Here is a 17106-nt window from a genome sequence, read left to right as displayed (position 1 = left end):
CGGGTGGGGGGGGGACGGTTCACAGGACGGAGCCGAGCCAGTCGTAGGCCTCGTCCTGCATGGGCGCGGTGAAGACATGGCCGAGGTCCGGCCAGGTCTTCAGGCGCAGCCGCTCCTCGGCGTGGCAGGACCGCCAGACAGCGCGCAGCTTGGTGTGGGCCACGCGGACGCCGTCGGCGGGGAACAGCGGGTCGAGGCCGCCGTTCAGGAAGAGCATCGGCCTGGGGGCGGCGATGCTCGCCACGTCGGGGAAGTCGAGATGTCGGGCGAGCCCGGGGTGGAGCATGTAGTACGACGACTGCCCGCGCAGGGTGTTGTTGCCGGGCACCATCATTTCCTTCAGGCCGGTCATCCAGCCGACGCTCACCGCGGCGGCGATGTCGTCGCTGAGCGCGGCCGTCTGCCAGGCGCGGTAGGCGCCCATGGAGAACCCGACGGCCGCGACCCGGCGGGCGTCCACGCGGCCGAGGCCCGCCAGGAATCCGGCGGCGCGGGCGTCCTCACGGGCCATGAGTCCGGCGAGCGAGGAGCCGAGGTTGTAGAAGTTGGAGGCGAGGGCCTGTTGCTGGTCGTAGGCGAGCGGGCCGCGGTCGGCCCAGCCGAGGGCGTCCAGGCAGAGGACGACGTAGCCGCGCCGGGCGAGTTCGTCGCCGACGAAGCGTCCGCTGAAGTACTTGTCCGACCAGGCTTGCGCCGAGGCGAGCCGCGTGTCGTCGTACCAGGGGCGGACCAGCTTCTCCTTCCCGATGTCGAACTTGGCACCGTGGTCGTGGAGCAGCAGGACGGCGGGGAAGGGGCCGGTGCCGTGCGGGGTGAGCAGGGCGCCGCGGACGCGTTCGTACGGGGTGAGGGCGAGGGTCACCAACTCCCTTCCGTATCCGTCTCCTTGGGGTCCTTCGGCGAATTCGGGTGCGTACGGCGTCCTGTCCTCGCGTGCGACGAGGAGGTGCTCCTCGACCTCGGCGCGGGCGGCTCGGCGCCAGGCGCGGAAGTCGCGGATCGGCGACCGTCCCCAGGCGAGCGGGAAGGTGAGCCCGTCCTTGAGGGCGGGGTGGAAATCGGGCAGCGGACCCTCCACCACGGCCGCCTCCGCCCCGCTCACCGCTCCCCCGGCGAACAGCGCCGCCGCCCCGGCCCCGACCACGAAAGCCCGGCGTCCCACGGCGTCATGGCCGCTCATACGGCCTCCCGGTACCGGCGTGGCGGACGACGTACTCCTCGATCGCCGAAACAGACATGAAGGTCCGGTAGTCGTAGACCTCGGCCGGGTCCCAGCCGACATCGCCGGACAGACCCAGACCGCTCGCGACCGCGTTCAGGTGCGCGGGGCGGCCGTTGAACCAGGAGCCGGTGTCGTGGAAGCGGTCGCCGCCGTAGTCCGCGACGGCGAGGTCGGCGGCCCCCTGCCGGTACCGGAACACATTGCGCTCGGAGAAGATCGCGGACTCCACGCCGACGCCGAGGGCGTAGACGGTGCCGTCGGCCCGTCCGCGGTGCACGTTGTTGACGACGTGCACCTGCCCGAAGCGGACGCGTGGGGCGCGCTGCGCGATGTCGGTGAAGAGGTTCCGCAGGAACGTCACCTTCAGGTGGCCCCGGTCGCGGTCCCCGCGCCCGTCGCCGGACCCGACGAGGATCGCCTTGTCGTGGTCGGTGAAACGGCTGTCGGAGACGGTGATGAAGTCGGAGCCGTCCTCGATGTCCAGCAGCCCGTCGTGCCGCCCGACGCGCTCGCCGTGGAAGCCGAGGGGTGCCTCGAGGTCGGGGAAGCGGCCGTCGGTGAAGGTGCAGTGGTCGATCCAGATGTTTCTGCCGGTGATCACGGTCAGCGCGTCGAAGCGGGCGTTCCAGCTTCCCCGCGTCCCGTCGCCCGGCGACCAGGTGGTGAAGTGATCGACGGGCGCTTCGAGGTGGAGGTTCCGTACGACGATGTTCGTGCCGGTGTTGACCGTCAGGAACACCCCGAGGAGCCGTGCGTCGTCCCCGGCACCGACGAGCGTGGTGTTGCTCGGCACGGTCAGCTGGATCTGCGCCTTCTCCTTCGCCGACCCGGCCTGGCGGAGCTGGCGCTGCTGCTTGCAGTGGTCGTAGCGGGTGTCGGACCACTCGGCGCCGTCCTCGCCGAAGCAGGACATGTACTTGGCGAGGTCGTATCCGGGCGCGTAGTCCTGCTCGCCGAGCAGCGAACCGTCGTCCGCCTCATGCCCGTTGATGTCGCCGACGACCCGGATCACCTTGGGTGCGGTCGGGTCGCCGCGGTTGCCGAGGGCCTCCTTGAGCTCTGCGCGGGTGCGCACCGTCCAGGTCGAGCCGCCCGCGCCGCCGGTGGTGCCGGGGCCGGTGGCGGCCCAGCCGACGGGTTCCCGGGCGGAGGCCGCCGAGGCGGCGGGAGCGGGCCACAGCAGGCCCGCGCAGACGAGGAGTGCGGCCACCCTACGCATATGGCCGCCAGTCCCCGAGATACGCGCTCCTCGTGTGCAACCGCGCGTCAGCGGCGCCGAGTTGAGGCCGGTTCTCCGGAACCGTGATCACCGCACCCGGCCCGCTGTTGCGGTGCTCCCGGAACCGCATGGTCTGCCAGGGGTACTGCTCCCGCATGTTGGTGTACGGCGCCACCGCGTCGATCCCCGGCCCGATCCGGGTGTCCCGCACGACGAGCGACGGCCAGGCGGTCGTCTCGTACGACGGCACCCAGGGCCGGGCCAGCTTGTACGCCCCGTCCTCGGCGCCGGACGTGATGCGGGAGCGGACGGCGAGGATGCCGTACGGGTTGGCACGGGCGGTGGCCGGAGCGAAGACCATGCCCTTGGGGAGGAAGTCCACGTCCCGTCCCAACGTGCGGAAATGGCACTCCTCGAAGACGGCTGTCGCCCGCCCGAAGACGAAGTCGACGTCGCCCTCGATGGAGCAGTGCCGGAAGTACTGCCGGTCGAAGACGTCGAGCGCGGTCGTGTCGACGAAGAGGGTGTCCTGGTGGGCCAGGAAGCGGACGTGTCCGAAGGACGACCGGTCGCCGGTGACATACGCCGCCACCGCCTGGGTGCCGGTGATGTCGGGGTGGTCGGCACGCAGCCAGTCGTTGGCGAGGGTCAGGTCACGGACGGTGAGGCCGGGGGCGGCCGAGGTGAAGGTGGCGGAGCCCGCGGTGCCGTACGTGCCGGAACCGTCCGGCTTCTGGGTGCCGTTCGCGTTGTCGTACACGATGACGACGTCACGCGGGTTCCCGGTCGCGCCGCGCAGCGTCAACTCGGCCTTCTCCGCGGGGACTTTCACCACCTCGCGATACGTCCCCGGATGCACGACGACCGTCCGGCCGGGCCCGTCCACCGCGTCCACGGCCGCCTGCACGGAGTCACCGGGCCGAACGTGCAGCACCCGGCGGCCGGCACCACCGGCGAAGGCGGGGGACCCGGCCGCGACCAGTCCCCCGGAGATCCCGGCGATCCCAGCCATCCCGGCCAGAAGAGTCCGCCTGCGCATCTCAGCGACCCCCCTTCCACGGCGTCCAGTCGCCGAGGTAGGCCTCACGAGTCGCCGACTCGGCCTGCACGGCGGTGAGTTGGGGCCGGTTCTCCGGGACGGTGATCTTCGCGCCCGGCCCGGTGTTGCGGTACTCGGCGAACCGCTGCTCCTGCCAGGGGAAGGACTCCGACATGTTGGTGTACGGCGCGACCGCGTCGATGCCGGGGCCGAGGTGGGTGTCGCGGACGGTGAGCGACGGGTGGGCGGTGGGGTCGGAACTGGGCACCCAGGGGCGGGCCAGCTTGTAGTACGCGTCCGGGGCCTCGCTGGTGATACGGCTCCGGGTCACCAGGTACCCGCGCGGGTTGGAACCTGCCGTCGAGGGTGCGAAGACGAAGCCGTACGGAGCCGACGACAGATCGGTCCGGGTCAGGGTCCGGAAGTGGCAGTGCTCGTACACGGCCGTGGCCCGCCCGAAGACGAAGTCGACGTCGCCCTCCGCGTAGCAGTGCGCGAAGTACTGACGGGCGAAGACGCCGAGGGCCATGGAGTCGGCGTACAGGGTGTCCTGGTGGCCGAGGAACCGGCAGTGGTGGAACGCGGACCGGTCGCCCTGCACCTTGATGGCGACGGCCTGGGTGCCGCTGATGCCGGGGTGGTCGGCACGCAGCCAGTCGTTGGCGAAGGTGAGGTCGCGGGCGGTGAAACCGTCGGCCTGGACGAGGGTGGTGGCGGAGCCGGTGGTGCCGTAGGTGCCGCCGCCGGGCTTGGGGGTACCGGCCGCGTTGTCGTAGACGATGACGACGTCGCGCGGGTCCCCGCCGGCGCCGAGCCAGGTCATCTCCGTACGGGTGACGTCGACGGCGACCGTCTCGCGGTACGTCCCCGGCGCGATGACCAGCGTCCAGCCGCTGCCGGTCGCTGCGGTCACGGCGGCCTGGACGGTGGTGAAGTCGCCCTGGCCTGACTGGTCGACGTAGCGGGTCTGCGGGGTCAGGCGGGCGGCCGGTGAACCGTACCGGCCGAAGGGGCAGGGGCGGGCGGCGGCTCGCGCGGGGAACGGCGCGAGGGCGAGCGCGGTGCCGGCGCTCGCGGTGAGGAATCCCCTTCTGGACAGGGGAAGTCGGAGGTGGGGCGAGGGCATGCGGGTGCTCCTTCGCGGGGCGGCTCGTGCTGGGGGGGTTGCCGGGGAGGGGCGCCAGGGCCTGCCGTGCGCCCCTCCCCCGTTGAGTGCGTCAGCCCAGACGGCCGGCGCCCGCGCAGCGGTTGACGATCCCCGGCACGGCCTTGGGGTTGTCGACCTTGGTCCGGAGGGTCGGTGTCCACCCGGCACCGGACTGGAGGGTCTCCGCCGGGATCTCGGCGTTGTGGACGGCGATGAGATCCGTCAGCTTGCCGTTGACGTAGTTGTTCTCGGCGGTCAGCGGGGACTCGTTCCACTTCTTCAGCACCTTGCCGACGCTCGCGCCCGCCGGCAGCGAGATCGCGTTGTCGGTGGCGTGGAGCTGCGAGGAGATGCCGACACCGAAGACGTAGTAGTCGTCCTTCTGCTCCTCGGTCACCACGTACTGGTTGTTGTAGACGTCGACCTGCCCGAACCGCACGCGCGGGGAGCGCTGGAGGATCCCGTCGAAGCGGTTGTGGTGCATGGTGACCTTGAGCTTGCCGCCGTCGGTGGAGGCGAGCCCGTCGCCGTTGCCGATCAGCATGTTCTTGTCGTGGTCCTGGTAGCGATTCCAGGACACGGTCACGTAGTTGGAGCCGCGCACGATGTCCGTCAGCCCGTCGTGCTGCTGGAACCTCTTGCCGAAGTAGACCGGCCGCTCGCTGTCGGGGTAGCGGCCGTCGGTGAACGTGTTGTGGTCGAGCCACACATGGTCGGTGCCGTAGACGACGACGGCGTCGTACTCGGAGTTCCAGTTGCCGGTCTTGTTGTCGTCGGTCGGGTCCCACTTGGGGAAGCAGTCGAGCGGGGCCTCGATGGTGAGGTTGCGCATGATGACGTTCGAGACGCCCTTGATCTGCAGGCTCCCGCCGAGGATGCCGGAGTTCCTGCCGACGCCGACGATGGTGGTGTTGCTGGGGACGTTGGCCTTGATCTCCGTGTCCTGGTTGGCGGCGGAGGCGACCCGGGCGTCCTCCTGCGGGCCGCTGGCGACCTCGTCGTTGCCCCAGACGGCCGGGTCGTAGTCCTTCAGGTACTGCTGGAGGTCGTAGCCGCCGGTGACGAAGGCCTCGCAGCCCTCGGAGACGGCGTCGATCATGCCGTCGACCTTGATGATCTTCGGCGCGTCACCGCCGGCCTTCAACGCGGCCTTGAACTCGGCCCAGGTGGTGACGGTGTAGACGTGCTCGGCGTCGGCGGCCGACCCACCGGTCGTCCCCGCCCCTTCCGAGCCCCAGCCGTCACCCGCGCCGAGAACCTGACGGCCGAGGTCACGGGGCCCGGCCTCCGCTCCGGTGCCGGTGAGCCCGAGGACGAGCGCGGTGCAGCCGATCAGAACAGCGGCCCTCTTGGCGGAGATCTTTGTGGCATGCCCATGCCATATCTGTGCGTTCATTGTGCGGCTCTCTCTTCTGCGATCTCTGCGATCCGGTGGGTGGTTGAGCGGCGGGTTGGTCTAAGCGGCAGAGGCTTCCGGCCAGGTGATCCAGGACTCCGGGATCTCCTCGCCGAGCCGACGCACGTCCTGCGGGCCGAGCACCCGCGTACGCAGCAATTCCCGCGCCACGAGACGCGCCACGGCGATCGCGCCGGGCGGGTTGAAGTGCGTGTTGTCCTGCTCGGTGGCGGTCCAGTTGAAGTACTTCTTCGTCTCCTCGACCCCGAGCCGCTGCCACAGCGCGAGCGACAGCGCCTGGACGTCGAGCAACGCCACGCGCTCCTCCTGCGCGAGCGCACGCATCGCCGCCGGATAGTCGCCATGGGTCGGCAGGGCATTCCCGTCGGCGTCGAACCGCCGCCGCTCGACAGCCGTGGCCAGCACCGGCCGCGCACCCCGGGCCCGCACGCCGTCGATGTACAGCCGCAGATAGTCCTGATACGTCGTCCAGGGCTCGGTGTACCGAGCGGGATCGGTGGCCTTCTCGTCGTTGTGCGCGAACTGGATCAGCAGGAAGTCGCCGGGCCGGATGGCGGCAAGAATGACATCCAACCGCCCTTCATCGAAAAAGCTCTTTGAACTGCGCCCGTTCACAGCGTGATTGGAAACGAGCCGGTCCTTGTGCAGAAAGAAGGGGAGCGCCATGCCCCACCCGGTCTCGGGCGCGGCGTCGGCGTACTTCTGAGCGGCGGTGGAATCACCGGCGATGTAGAGAGTGCGATGGCGCGGAGTTGCCTGGGCGGTACCGGCGGCCGCGGCACCGAGCGGAACGGCGGCCAGCGCCGCCACGGTGACCTGTCTACGGGTGAGAGACACAAAGGGTCCCTTTCAGGCGCGGGGAGTGCAACCCCCAGGGGCGCGGGGAACTGCGCGACCGGCCACACACAACCCGCAGCCGGCCACGCACAGAAAGCAAACGAGCTCTTAGCCGTTCCGTTCCGTCCACTCGGCCTGAGCCTCATTCAGCTGACCGGCCACCGTGTCCAGAAACTCCTTCGCACTCAGGTCCCCGTTCAACACCTTCTGGAACCCCGGCTCATTGTCAGCCTTGGAGATGGTGTTCCAGTCAGGCAGGTAGTACGGCAGCTGCACGATGGTGGTCGACCCGTCGGTCAAGGCAGCCGCAGCCAGCTTCGTAGGCTCGGCCTTCGAAATCCACGCATCCTTGGCGGCGTCGTTGTTCGAAGGCACCTGCCCGGCCGCCTCGTTGAACTTCGAGTTCTCCGCCTGCGACGTGGCGAACTCGATGAACTTCCAGGCGGCCTCCTTGTTCTTGGAACTCTTGAACAGCCCCATCCCATCAACGGGGTTGGACACCTGAACCCGCTTACCGGCGGAGCCGACCGGCTGCGGAATCCCCCGGAACTTGTCCGTACCCAGCGCCTTCACATGGTCCTGGTACGACCCCAGATTGTGGTTCAGCATTCCGATCGTGCCGGAATCCCACTGCGCGACCATCTTGGTGAAGTCGTTGTTGAGGTCGGCGGCCGGAGTGACCTTCTTGTACAGGGCCGCGTACTTCTCCAGCGCGGCCACGTTCTTCGGGTCGTTGACGGTCGTCTTCTCACCACTGGAGTCCCAGAAGGACGTGATCCCGGACTGCCCGTACATCGCGTCCAGCGCCTGCGCGATGGACCCGGAACCGCCACGGATGGTGTACCCGAACTCGTTCTTCCCGGCGTCGGTCAGTTTCTCCGCGGCCTCGTAGAACTTGTCCCAGGTCGTCGGCTCGTCCAGCCCGGCCTTCTTGAACAGGTCGGTGCGGTAGTACAGCACACCGTTGTTCGCGGAGGTCGGCACCGAGTACAGCTTGCCGTCACCACCGCCCGCGGCCTTCAGCGAAGCGACCATGTCCTCGTTGAGCTTGCCGTTCAGGGAGGACTTGGCGAGCCGGTCGTCCAGCGGCTCCAGCGCGTTCTGCGCGGCGAACCCGGCGAGCATCGCCGCGCCGACACCGCCGACGTCCGGCAGGCCGCCGCCCTGGAGGGCGGTGTCGACCTTGGACTGGTAGTCGGTGGACGGGATCCCGACGTACTCGACCTTGATGTCGGGGTTCGCCTTCTCGAAGTCGGCGATGATCTCCTTCCAGATGTCGGTGCGGACACCGCCGTTGTTGTCCCAGAAGACGATCTTCCCCTTGCCGCTGCCCTCGGCGCCCTTGTCGCCGCCCGTGCCGCTGCCGTCGTCACCGCAGGCGGTGGCGGTCAGGGCGAGCACGGCGCTCAGGGCGACGGCGGCCGACGTGCGGCGCCCGCCTCTGCTCCTGCGATTGCTGATCTTCATTGGTCGGCTCTCTCTTCTGGATCAGACGGAGATATGAAGTTGTGGGGGGTCAGTGGTGCGCGTACGGCTTCCAGCCGTCAGCACCCTTCAGGTAGTCGGCGACGGTGTGGGTACGCGCCTCGTCGTCGCCCATCTGCGGCCGGTCCGCGGTCACGGCGGCCCCCGGCCCGTGGTTCCGGTACTCCGCGAACCGTGCGTCCTGCCACGGGAACCCGCTCATGTCGGTCCACGGCGCGGCCTTCACCGCCGCCGGCAGCTCGGTCTCCCGGATCAGCACCTGCGCAACCGCCGCCGGTTCCCCGCCCGGATGCCAGGGCCGCCCAAGGTGGTAGGTCCCGTCGGGCGCGTCGCTGACGATCCTGGACCGGGTGATCAGGAAGCCGTACGGATTGCCGGTCCAGGTCGAAGCGGCCGTCACATACCCGTTGTTGCTACTGGAACCCCGGCTCAGCGCACGGATCAGCGACCGCTCGATGACGGTCGTCGCCCGCCCGTAGACGAAGTCGACGTCACCCTCGATGTACGAGTCCCGGACATAGACCCGGCTGATCACGTCCAGCTTGGGACTGTCGGTCATCAGCGTGTCCTGGTTGCCCAGGAAGGCGGTGTTCTCGAAGACGATCCGGTCACCGGTCGTCTTCATCGCCAGCGCCTGCTCACCGTTCAGCTCGTGCGCGGCCTCGTCGAAGTCGTTGCTGAAGGTGAGGTTGCGGGCGGTGACATCGTGCGCGGCGATCCTGACGGTCGCGCTTCCCGTCGAACCCCCGTACGCGGCGGGCGTGTCGAAGACGATGACGGTGTCGGACCGAGTCCGCCCCTTCCCCTCCAGCACGATGTTCGGCTTGCTCGCGGGGATGAACACCTTCTCGCGATACGTCCCGGGCGCCACGGCGATCGTGACCCGCCCGGCGTTCCCATCGGGCACGGCGTCCACGGCGGCCTGCACCGTCGGGTACTCCCCGGGCACGCGCAGCGTCACCGAGTCCCCGATCCGCTTCTGCGGCCCGGAGAACCGCGTCACCAGCGCCGGAACGGCCGCCGCCGGGTCCAGTCGGTAGTCGTAGAACTCCCGCGGATCGAAGGCGGCACCCCACTCGTCCTGCCGTCCGCTGACGTTGTTCAGGATCGACCCGTGCTCCACCAACTCGGCCGTCGCATCGGCCTGATAGGGATGCTGGACCCCGTCGTAGTAACTGTTCTCGATGACCATCCGCGTCTTGCCGCGCGACCAGTTCCCGTACGTCCACGTCGGGTCGCCGTCGGCCACCTGTGCCGACAGGTAGTTGTTGTAGAGGTGCGCGTAGGCGCAGTTGTCGGCGGACGGATTGCGCTGCTTGGTGCCCGTGAACCAGTTGTGGTCGACGGTGATCTGCGTCTGGACGTTGGTCGTCCAGCCGATCCCGAACGCCTTGTTGTGGTTGCTGAACTGGTTGTAGGAGACGGTGATGTACTGGCTGTCCTTGCGGATGTCGAGCAGTCCGTCGCCCATGTGCGTGAAGCGGTTGTGGTCGATCCAGACGTGGTCGACGGTGTCCATCTGGATCGCGTCGAAGTCGGTGGTCTTGCCGTCCCAGTCGCCCTCGACGTACGAGTCGCGGATCGTCAGGTTGCGGATGATGACGTTGCTCGTGCCGGGGTTGAGGTGCAGCTCGCCGTGCACGATCTCGCCGGTGTCGCCGACGCCGAGGAGGGTCTTGTTCGACCCCACCACGATGTCCGAGCCGAAGGATTCGACGTCGATCGCGCCCGAGACACGGATGATGTACGGCTCCTCGGCCGCCGCGTACTTGACGAGTGAGGCCTGGTCCGTGACCGTCACGACCTTGCCGCCCGCCCCGCCGGTGGTGCCCCCTGCGAGGGAAGCGAAGCCGTGGGGCCGGTCCGTCCAGCGATCGGCGGAAGCCGAGGTCGCCGTCGGACTCACGGCCTTCGCCTCCCCGATCGCGCCGAGGCTCAGCGCGGCGACCAGGCCGAGCACGGCCGCCAGGACCTTGCCGTGCCCCGGTCTGTGCAAGCGCTTGCTATCAAGGTGCTGCGTCATTGCGGCTCCCAACAGGCTTACGGGTCAGGTGCGTTACAGGGGGTCGATCCTGAAGTGCGAGAAGGTTGCCGCGCCGGCGTGTCCGGTTCCGGCGGGCGCGAGGGCGAACAGGCCGAGCAGGGCACCGACCCAGCGCCAGGGGGTGGCGGCGAAGACGGGGCCGGACGGACGCAGGCCATCGCCGATGTCGTAGAAGAACCGGCAGCGCGCCCCCGCCCCGATCTCGATCCGCAGCCGCACCCGCCCCTCCGGCGCGAGCCGCGCGTGCTCGGCGTCCCGTTCCCCCTCCGCGACGGCTTCCGCGAACCGGTGCACGACATGCACCGCCCCGTCCGTGCCCCGCTGGAGCCCGATCCAGCCGAACGCGTCCCCGAGCACCGCGAGCCCCGCCCGCGCCCCCGGCTCCACGCTGTCCAGCCGCAGTTCGACCTCGACGGCGCAGGGTGTGCCCGGCAGTCGCTGGGTGAGGATGTTCGGGAGTTTACGCAGGTCGTGGGCGTCGGCCGAGCGGACGCAGGCCAGTTTCAGGCCGTCGCCGGAGTGCTGGGTGGCCCAGCCGTCCTGCGGGGTGGCCGTCCACGACCACTGGCGGCCGAAGCGTCCGCCGGGGAAGTCGTCGTCGGTGGCGGGCGCGGCGGGCGGCTGCGGCGGCAGGTCGGGGGTGCGGTGCACGGCGACGGGGGCGCCGTCGTCGCCGAGCACCGGCCAGCCGTCGGCGCCCCAGCTCATCGGCTGCAGGTGGACGACCCGGCCGTACGCGCCGCGCTGCTGGAAGTGCAGGAACCAGTCCTCACCGGACGGGGTGCGCACCCAGCCGCCCTGGTGCGGTCCGTTGACGTCGGTGTCCTTCTGTTCGAGGACGATCCTCTCCTCGTACGGCCCGAAGAACTCACGCGACCGGAAGGCGCCCTGCCAGCCGGTCTCCACTCCCCCGGCGGGCGCGAGGATCCAGAACCAGCCGTCGTGCTTGTAGAGCTTGGGTCCTTCGAGGGTGAACCAGCCGGGGATCCGGTCGCCGTCGACGATCAGCTTGCCCTCGTCGAGGAGTTCGGTGCCGTCGGGGTGCATACGGTGGCCGGTGAGGCGGTTCTTGACGCCGGAGCGGGACTTGGCCCAGGCGTGCACGAGGTAGGCCTCGCCGGTCTCGTCGTCCCAGAGGGGGCAGGGGTCGATCAGCCCCTTGCCCTCCTTGACCAGGTGCGGGCGGGTCCAGGGGCCGCGTATCTCGGGGGCGTTGACCTGGAAGATGCCCTGGTCGGGGTCGCCCCAGAAGATCCAGAAGCGGTCGTCGTGGTGGCGCAGGGACGGGGCCCAGACTCCGCGGTCGTGGCGGGGGGCGGCGAACTGCTCCGCCGGTTCCGGGTGGTCGACGGCGTGGCCGACCAGGGTCCAGTTGACCAGGTCGCGGGAGTGCAGCAGGGGCAGGCCCGGGGCGCGGCCGAAGCTGGAGGCGGTGAGGTAGAAGTCGTCGCCGACGCGGACGACGTCCGGGTCGGACCAGTCGGCGTTCAGGACGGGGTTGGTGTAGGTGCCGGTCGTCACTGGCTCACCGCCTTGCGGACCAGAGCCGCCACCTCGATACGCGGAAGCCGTCCATCGGCGACGACGGTGACGATCCGCCGTACGACGGTCTCGCCCGGCAAGATCGCCAGCCGCTCCTGGGAGGCCAGCGAGGACCCGACGCCCGGATACTCCTCGGCGCGCACGAACCACGGGTCCTGCCGGGTCTCCTCGGTGGCCCCGGCGAAGACGAGCGTCCAGGTGCCGCCCGCGAGGGCGACCCAGTCGGCGCGGGTGCCGTGGACGGCCGCCTCGCCCTCGCGGTCGACGGTGAACACCTGCGGGGGCTCCTGCTCCTTGCGAGCCCGCCAGAAGAAGCCGCCGTACGCCGCGCCGGGCCGCCCGTTGGTGGCCGGGCTGCCGATCGACAGCGCGTTCGCGGTCGTATTGGTGAGGGAGAAGGTGAAGTCCAACGCCCAGGCGACACCGGTGAGTTCGGTGGCCGCGACGGTACGGCGCTCGCGCAGCAGCTCGGCCCCGGAGGCCATCCAGCGCAGTTCCTCGACGAAGCCGTCGGGGTCGCGCAGTTGGAATGCGGTGTGCCGCTGGGCGCCGTGGTTGTCCAGTTCGGTCGGGCCCTGGTCGCGGACGTAGGTGCGGCCGCCCCAGAAGTTGGACCCCTCGACGTCGGGGACGGCGACACCGACGCCGAGGTGGTGTGTGTGGTCGGCCGGGCTGAGCTCGGTGACCGCCGTGCCGGCCAGGGTGGTGACGGGGTGCAGATACGGGCGCGGGGAGAGCCGGGCCGGGATTTCGGGCCGGGTGACGTACCGGCCGACCGGCCGGCCCGCGACGCGCAGCACCGGGGTGTCGTGGGGGGGCATCAGGTGCTCACCTCATTCGTTCGTGCCGGGGGCACCCAGGGGGCGCCCAGCTCGGAGTAGAGGGCGAGGGTGTCGGCGGCGGCCGCGACCAGGCCGTCGATGCCGGGCACGACCCGGCGCTGCTCGTCGGGGAGCAGCTGCCAGGCCTCGGCGGGCAGCGGGGCCGGGTCGGGGGCGAGTCGAATCGCTTCAACGACCATCATGAAGGCGCCGGTCGCATCGGGTGTGACCAGCAGGTCCGTGCCGTCGGTGAGGTGCTCGACGAGGTTCTCCAGCAGGTCGGTGCGGCCCGCGCCGAACTCCTCGGGGCCACGGTTCGCGCGCTGGAGCAGGACGCGGTCCTGCTTGTACCAGAAGGTGATCCGGCCCTGTTCGCCGTGGACGACGACGTACGGCTCGTCGGGGTCCTCGGCGCACAGGGTCGCGCCGACGACGACCGGGCGGCCCTGTGCGGTGGTGACGCGGACGCAGGAGGTGTCGTCGGACTCGATGTCGTTGGCGCGCAGCAGTTCGGTCTCGATGCCGGTGACGTCCTCGGCCAGCACGGTGCCACCCAGAGCGAGCGCAGTGGCGACCGCGTGCGCGAGCGGGTTGGTGAGCACCCCGTCGATGACGTCGACGCCGTTCAGCCTGCGCCTGCCCGCCCACGGGGCCCGCCGGTAGTACGCCTCCGGACGCGCCCAGGCACCGGCCCCGCCGATACCGACGATCTCGCCGATCGCGCCCTCGGCCATGAGGGTCCGGATGGCCGGCACCGCGTGCGAGCCCAGCGACTGGAACCCGATCTGGCAGGCGACCCCGGCCTCGGCGACCCCGTCGGCCATGCGCCGGAACTCGGCGTACGACGGGGCGGGCGGCTTCTCCAGCAGGAGGTGCACACCCCTGCGCGCGGCCGTGAGCGCCAGGTCGGTGTGGGTCGGGATCGGCGTGCAGATCACCGCGATCTTCGCGCCGGTGGAGTCGAGGAGGGCACCGAAGTCGGCGGACTGTGCGGGCGCACCGGAGGGCAGGACGAGCCCCTCGGGAAGCTCCTCCTCGCTCAGCGGGGTCAGCTCGCAGATCCCCGCCAGCCGCACGATCCCCTTGTCCTGGAGCCGGCGGATGTTGTCGAGGTGCCAGCGGCCGTGGCCGCGTGCGCCGGCCAGCACGATGGGTAGGGCAGTGCTCATGGGATCCTCCCTGCGCCCGCGCCGCGTGCGACCGCTCGGTCGGCCGCCTCGGCGCTGTCGATCTTTGTGTGCAGGGTAGGTGTCCAGCCGACGTCGGCCGTGAGATCGCGCTCGCTGCCGGAGTTGTAGGCGTTGTAGATGGCGAGCAGGTCGACCGGGAAGCCGTTGAAGAGGGTGCCGGACTGGTGGAGGGCGGTGCCGTTCCAGCTCTTGACCAGGTCGGCGACCTCTATGTGGCCCGGGGTGTGGAAGGCGTTGTTCTCCGCGTGGATGGCCGACTCGGTCGACACGCCGATCGAGTAGCGGTAGTCGTGGGCGTCGGCCGGGACGACGTACCGGTTGTTGTAGAGGTGCACCTGCCCGAAGCGGACACGGGGCGCGCGCTGGACGACGGACGCGAACTCGTTGTGGTGCAGGGTGACCCGGAGCCTGCCCCGGTCGCCGGTCGCCGTGTCGCCGTTGCCGATGAGGATCGCCTTGTCGTGGTCGGCGAACCGGCTCCAGGAGACGGTGACCATGTCGGAGGCGTTGGTGATGTCCAGCAGGCCGTCGTGGCGGAGGTAGTTGCGGCCGAAGTACGTGGGCTCCTGCTCGTCCGGGTGGCCCTTGTCGCTGAGGGTCACATGGTCGATCCACACATGTGTGGCGCCGCGCAGCCATATGTTGTCGTACGCCGTCTTCCAGTCGCCGAGGCCGCCTGTGTTGGGCTGCCACACCGGGAAGCAGTCGTAGGCGTCGCGGAGTTCGAGGTTGCGGACGATGACGTTGTGCGCGTCCTTGAGCTGGAGGCTGGCACCCTTGAGCACGGCGCTGTCGCCGAGCCCGACGAGGGTGGTGTTGGAGCCGACGGCCAGCTCGATCCGCTCGGCCTGCCTCGCCGCCGAGGCCTGGCGGGCCTCCTCCTGCGGGCCGCTCGGCTTGGCGGAGCCCCAGGTGCGGGGGTCGTAGGCGGCCAGGTACCTCTTGGTGCCGTAGCCGTCGGTGGCGTAGTCGGCGCAGTCCAGGTGATCGCCGTCGTCGTCGGTGTTGGCGTCGATGGTGCCGGCGACCCTGATGATCTTCGGGGTGGCGCTGCCACCGTCGAGGGCGCGGACCAGCTCACTGCGGTTGCGTACGGTGAAGACGTGGGCGTCGTCGGCGGTGGAACCCCCCGTGGTACCACCGTCGGCCGCCGCCCAGCCGTCGTTCGGGGCGAGGGTGTCGCGGCCGACGTCGTGGGTGTCGTCGGCGTGGGCGGGGACGCAGAGCAGCCCCAACAGCGTGGTCAGTGCTGCTGTCTGACGGAGTCTCCTGCCAGTCGTCGGACGGAGTCTCATCCCTTCACCGCCCCCGCACTGAAGCCCGTGATCAGCCACTTCTGGATGAAGGCGAAGACGATCACGACGGGTACGGCCGCGATGATGCCGCCCGCGGCGAGCGCGCCCAGGTCGACGCTGTCCGCGCCCATCAGGGTGTTGAGGCCGACCGGGATGGTCTGCTTCTCCTGGTTGTTGAGGAACATCAGGGCGAACAGGAAGTGGTTCCAGGAGTGCACGAAGGCGAAGGAACCGACGGCGATCAGACCGGGCCGCAGCAGCGGCAGCACGATGATCCTGAAGGCCGTGAACCGGTTGCAGCCGTCGACCCAGGCCGCCTCCTCCAGGGAGTACGGAACGTTCTTGATGAAGTTGCTGATCAGGATGATCGACAGCGGCAGTTGGAACACCGTCTCCGCGATGATGACGCTGCCCAGCGAGTTGATCATCTGCAGCTCGGCGAAGATCTCGAACAGCGGCACCAGGAGCAGCGCGCCCGGCACGAACTGGGAGCAGAGCAGGGCGAGCATGAACGCCCGCTTGACCTTGAAGTTGAAGCGCGCGAGGGCGTAGCCGCCGGCCAGCGCGACCAGGGTCGTCATCAGCAGGGTGACGACGCCGACGAGCACGCTGTTCTGGAAGTAGGTGCCGAAGCTCCGCTCCGTCCAGACCTTCTCGAAGTGGTCGAAGGTCACCGGCCAGGGCACGAGCGAGGTCGAGCCGGCCGGGCGCAGGGAGAACAGCAGGATCCAGTAGAACGGGATCAGGGTGAAGACGAGGTAGATCGACAGCGGGAGGTAGATCTGCCAGCGCGGGACCTCGTCATAGGCGCGGTGCTTCTTCCTCGGGCGGGGCGGTTCGGGGGCGGCCCGCACGGGCGCGGGCGCGGCCTTGGTGGCTTCCTTCACGCTCACTTGTCCTCCCCTCCGAACTTGCTCAGCCGCAGATAGACCATCGAGCAGAAGAGCAGGATCACGAACGCGACCGTGGTCAGGGCGGACGCGTAGCCGAAGTTGTGTGCGTCGACGCTGGTGTTGGCGATGTAGAGCGGGAGGGTCGTGGTGACTCCCGCCGGGCCGCCGCCCGTCAGCGTGTAGAGCAGGTCGACGTTGTTGAACTCCCACACCGCGCGCAGCAGCGTGGACAGGACGATGGCGTCCTTGAGGTGGGGCAGCGTGATGTGCCAGAACTGCTTGATCCGGCTGGCCCCGTCGACCTCGGCGGCCTCGTACAGGTCCTTGGAGACGGACTGGAGGTCGGCGAGGATGAGGATCGCGAAGAACGGCACACCGCGCCACAGATCGGCGACGATCGCCGCCGGGAACACCGTGGAGGTGTCCGACAGCCAGCTGGTGCCGTAGGAGCCGATGCCGACGTCGGCGAGGTAACGGGTGATGCCCGTCTGGGAGTTGTAGAGCAGCACCCAGATCGCCGAGGTGAGCACACCGGAGACGGCCCACGGGGAGAAGACGAGCGCACGGCCCATGGCCCGCCCCACGAACGTCTGGTTGACGATCAGCGCGAGCGCGAGCCCGAACAGCAACTGGAGTCCGACCTCGACGAACACCCACTTGGCGCTGAAGACCAGCGTGTCCCAGAACAGCGGGTCGTCGGTGAAGGCGTGGACGAAGTTGTCGAAGCCCGCGAAGCCGTTCCGCCACGGCTTGGTGGGGTTGTACTCCTGCAAGCTGTAGTAGAAGACGCTGATCACCGGGTAGGCGATGAAGCCCAGCATGAGCAGGGCGGCGGGGGCGATCAGCAGATAGGGGAGCCTGCGCGGCGTGGCGGAGGCACGGCGTCGCCGGGGTGGCGCGGGCGGTTTCGCCACGGCTGCGGCTTGGGCCATGACTGGTCTCCGTTCTTGTACGT

The 17106-nt window shown here is 69.6% G+C and carries 14 protein-coding genes; all 14 read right to left on the bottom strand.

What is annotated here, in order from left to right:
- Positions 1-19: 19 nt before the first annotated feature.
- Positions 20-1180: a dienelactone hydrolase family protein gene (locus BLU79_RS20515; protein ID WP_093907264.1), complete on the bottom strand. Its 1161-nt coding sequence runs from the start codon at positions 1178-1180 to the stop codon at positions 20-22.
- Positions 1167-2441, bottom strand: a complete 1275-nt coding sequence (locus BLU79_RS20510) for a pectate lyase family protein (RefSeq protein WP_093907263.1) — start codon at positions 2439-2441, stop codon at positions 1167-1169. Before BLU79_RS20510 ends, BLU79_RS20515 begins: the two co-directional genes overlap by 14 nt.
- Entirely contained in the window at positions 2434-3480 is a 1047-nt protein-coding gene (locus tag BLU79_RS20505; RefSeq protein ID WP_093907262.1) for a pectinesterase family protein, read from the bottom strand. The genes BLU79_RS20510 and BLU79_RS20505 overlap by 8 nt, the downstream gene beginning before the upstream one ends.
- Position 3481: 1 nt before the next feature.
- Complete coding sequence (locus BLU79_RS20500) at positions 3482-4606, bottom strand: pectinesterase family protein (RefSeq protein WP_093907261.1); 1125 nt, start codon at positions 4604-4606, stop codon at positions 3482-3484.
- 91 nt (positions 4607-4697) lie between these two features.
- Positions 4698-6023, bottom strand: a complete 1326-nt coding sequence (locus tag BLU79_RS20495) for a pectate lyase family protein (RefSeq protein WP_177001096.1) — start codon at positions 6021-6023, stop codon at positions 4698-4700.
- A 60-nt stretch (positions 6024-6083) separates the two neighbouring features.
- Positions 6084-6881, bottom strand: a complete 798-nt coding sequence (locus BLU79_RS20490) for a rhamnogalacturonan acetylesterase (RefSeq protein ID WP_093907260.1) — start codon at positions 6879-6881, stop codon at positions 6084-6086.
- Between the two features lie 108 nt (positions 6882-6989).
- Entirely contained in the window at positions 6990-8348 is a 1359-nt protein-coding gene (locus BLU79_RS20485) for an ABC transporter substrate-binding protein (protein WP_093907259.1), read from the bottom strand.
- A 49-nt stretch (positions 8349-8397) separates the two neighbouring features.
- Positions 8398-10389, bottom strand: a complete 1992-nt coding sequence (locus tag BLU79_RS20480; RefSeq protein WP_093907258.1) for a pectinesterase family protein — start codon at positions 10387-10389, stop codon at positions 8398-8400.
- Between the two features lie 33 nt (positions 10390-10422).
- Positions 10423-11931 (bottom strand): glycoside hydrolase family 43 protein, encoded by a 1509-nt coding sequence (locus BLU79_RS20475; RefSeq protein ID WP_093907257.1) that lies wholly within the window; start codon positions 11929-11931, stop codon positions 10423-10425.
- Positions 11928-12773 (bottom strand): DUF6807 domain-containing protein, encoded by an 846-nt coding sequence (locus tag BLU79_RS20470; protein ID WP_093907256.1) that lies wholly within the window; start codon positions 12771-12773, stop codon positions 11928-11930. Before BLU79_RS20470 ends, BLU79_RS20475 begins: the two co-directional genes overlap by 4 nt.
- Positions 12773-13942, bottom strand: a complete 1170-nt coding sequence (locus BLU79_RS20465) for a Gfo/Idh/MocA family protein (RefSeq protein WP_093907255.1) — start codon at positions 13940-13942, stop codon at positions 12773-12775. Before BLU79_RS20465 ends, BLU79_RS20470 begins: the two co-directional genes overlap by 1 nt.
- Positions 13939-15258: a pectate lyase family protein gene (locus BLU79_RS20460; RefSeq protein WP_093907254.1), complete on the bottom strand. Its 1320-nt coding sequence runs from the start codon at positions 15256-15258 to the stop codon at positions 13939-13941. Before BLU79_RS20460 ends, BLU79_RS20465 begins: the two co-directional genes overlap by 4 nt.
- Complete coding sequence (locus BLU79_RS20455; protein WP_093907253.1) at positions 15255-16151, bottom strand: carbohydrate ABC transporter permease; 897 nt, start codon at positions 16149-16151, stop codon at positions 15255-15257. The genes BLU79_RS20460 and BLU79_RS20455 overlap by 4 nt, the downstream gene beginning before the upstream one ends.
- Positions 16148-17083 carry a carbohydrate ABC transporter permease gene (locus BLU79_RS20450; RefSeq protein WP_093907252.1) on the bottom strand — a complete coding sequence of 312 codons (936 nt, stop codon included), beginning with the start codon at positions 17081-17083 and terminating at the stop codon, positions 16148-16150. The genes BLU79_RS20455 and BLU79_RS20450 overlap by 4 nt, the downstream gene beginning before the upstream one ends.
- Positions 17084-17106: the final 23 nt, after the last annotated feature.

It is taken from the genome of Streptomyces sp. cf386 (assembly GCF_900103585.1).
GTDB lineage: Bacteria > Actinomycetota > Actinomycetes > Streptomycetales > Streptomycetaceae > Streptomyces.
The sequence above is the reverse complement of the archived record's forward strand: the minus strand, read 5'-3'. Positions and strand labels throughout refer to the sequence as shown.

Coding starts and splice junctions, on each gene's coding strand:
- BLU79_RS20470 (WP_093907256.1), bottom strand. CDS start 12,773: ATGCCCCCCCACGACACCCCGGTGCTGCGCGTCGCGGGCCGGCCGGTC.
- BLU79_RS20505 (WP_093907262.1), bottom strand. CDS start 3,480: ATGCGCAGGCGGACTCTTCTGGCCGGGATGGCTGGGATCGCCGGGATC.
- BLU79_RS20495 (WP_177001096.1), bottom strand. CDS start 6,023: ATGAACGCACAGATATGGCATGGGCATGCCACAAAGATCTCCGCCAAG.
- BLU79_RS20500 (WP_093907261.1), bottom strand. CDS start 4,606: ATGCCCTCGCCCCACCTCCGACTTCCCCTGTCCAGAAGGGGATTCCTC.
- BLU79_RS20450 (WP_093907252.1), bottom strand. CDS start 17,083: ATGGCCCAAGCCGCAGCCGTGGCGAAACCGCCCGCGCCACCCCGGCGA.
- BLU79_RS20480 (WP_093907258.1), bottom strand. CDS start 10,389: ATGACGCAGCACCTTGATAGCAAGCGCTTGCACAGACCGGGGCACGGC.
- BLU79_RS20465 (WP_093907255.1), bottom strand. CDS start 13,942: ATGAGCACTGCCCTACCCATCGTGCTGGCCGGCGCACGCGGCCACGGC.
- BLU79_RS20460 (WP_093907254.1), bottom strand. CDS start 15,258: ATGAGACTCCGTCCGACGACTGGCAGGAGACTCCGTCAGACAGCAGCA.
- BLU79_RS20510 (WP_093907263.1), bottom strand. CDS start 2,441: ATGCGTAGGGTGGCCGCACTCCTCGTCTGCGCGGGCCTGCTGTGGCCC.
- BLU79_RS20515 (WP_093907264.1), bottom strand. CDS start 1,180: ATGAGCGGCCATGACGCCGTGGGACGCCGGGCTTTCGTGGTCGGGGCC.
- BLU79_RS20485 (WP_093907259.1), bottom strand. CDS start 8,348: ATGAAGATCAGCAATCGCAGGAGCAGAGGCGGGCGCCGCACGTCGGCC.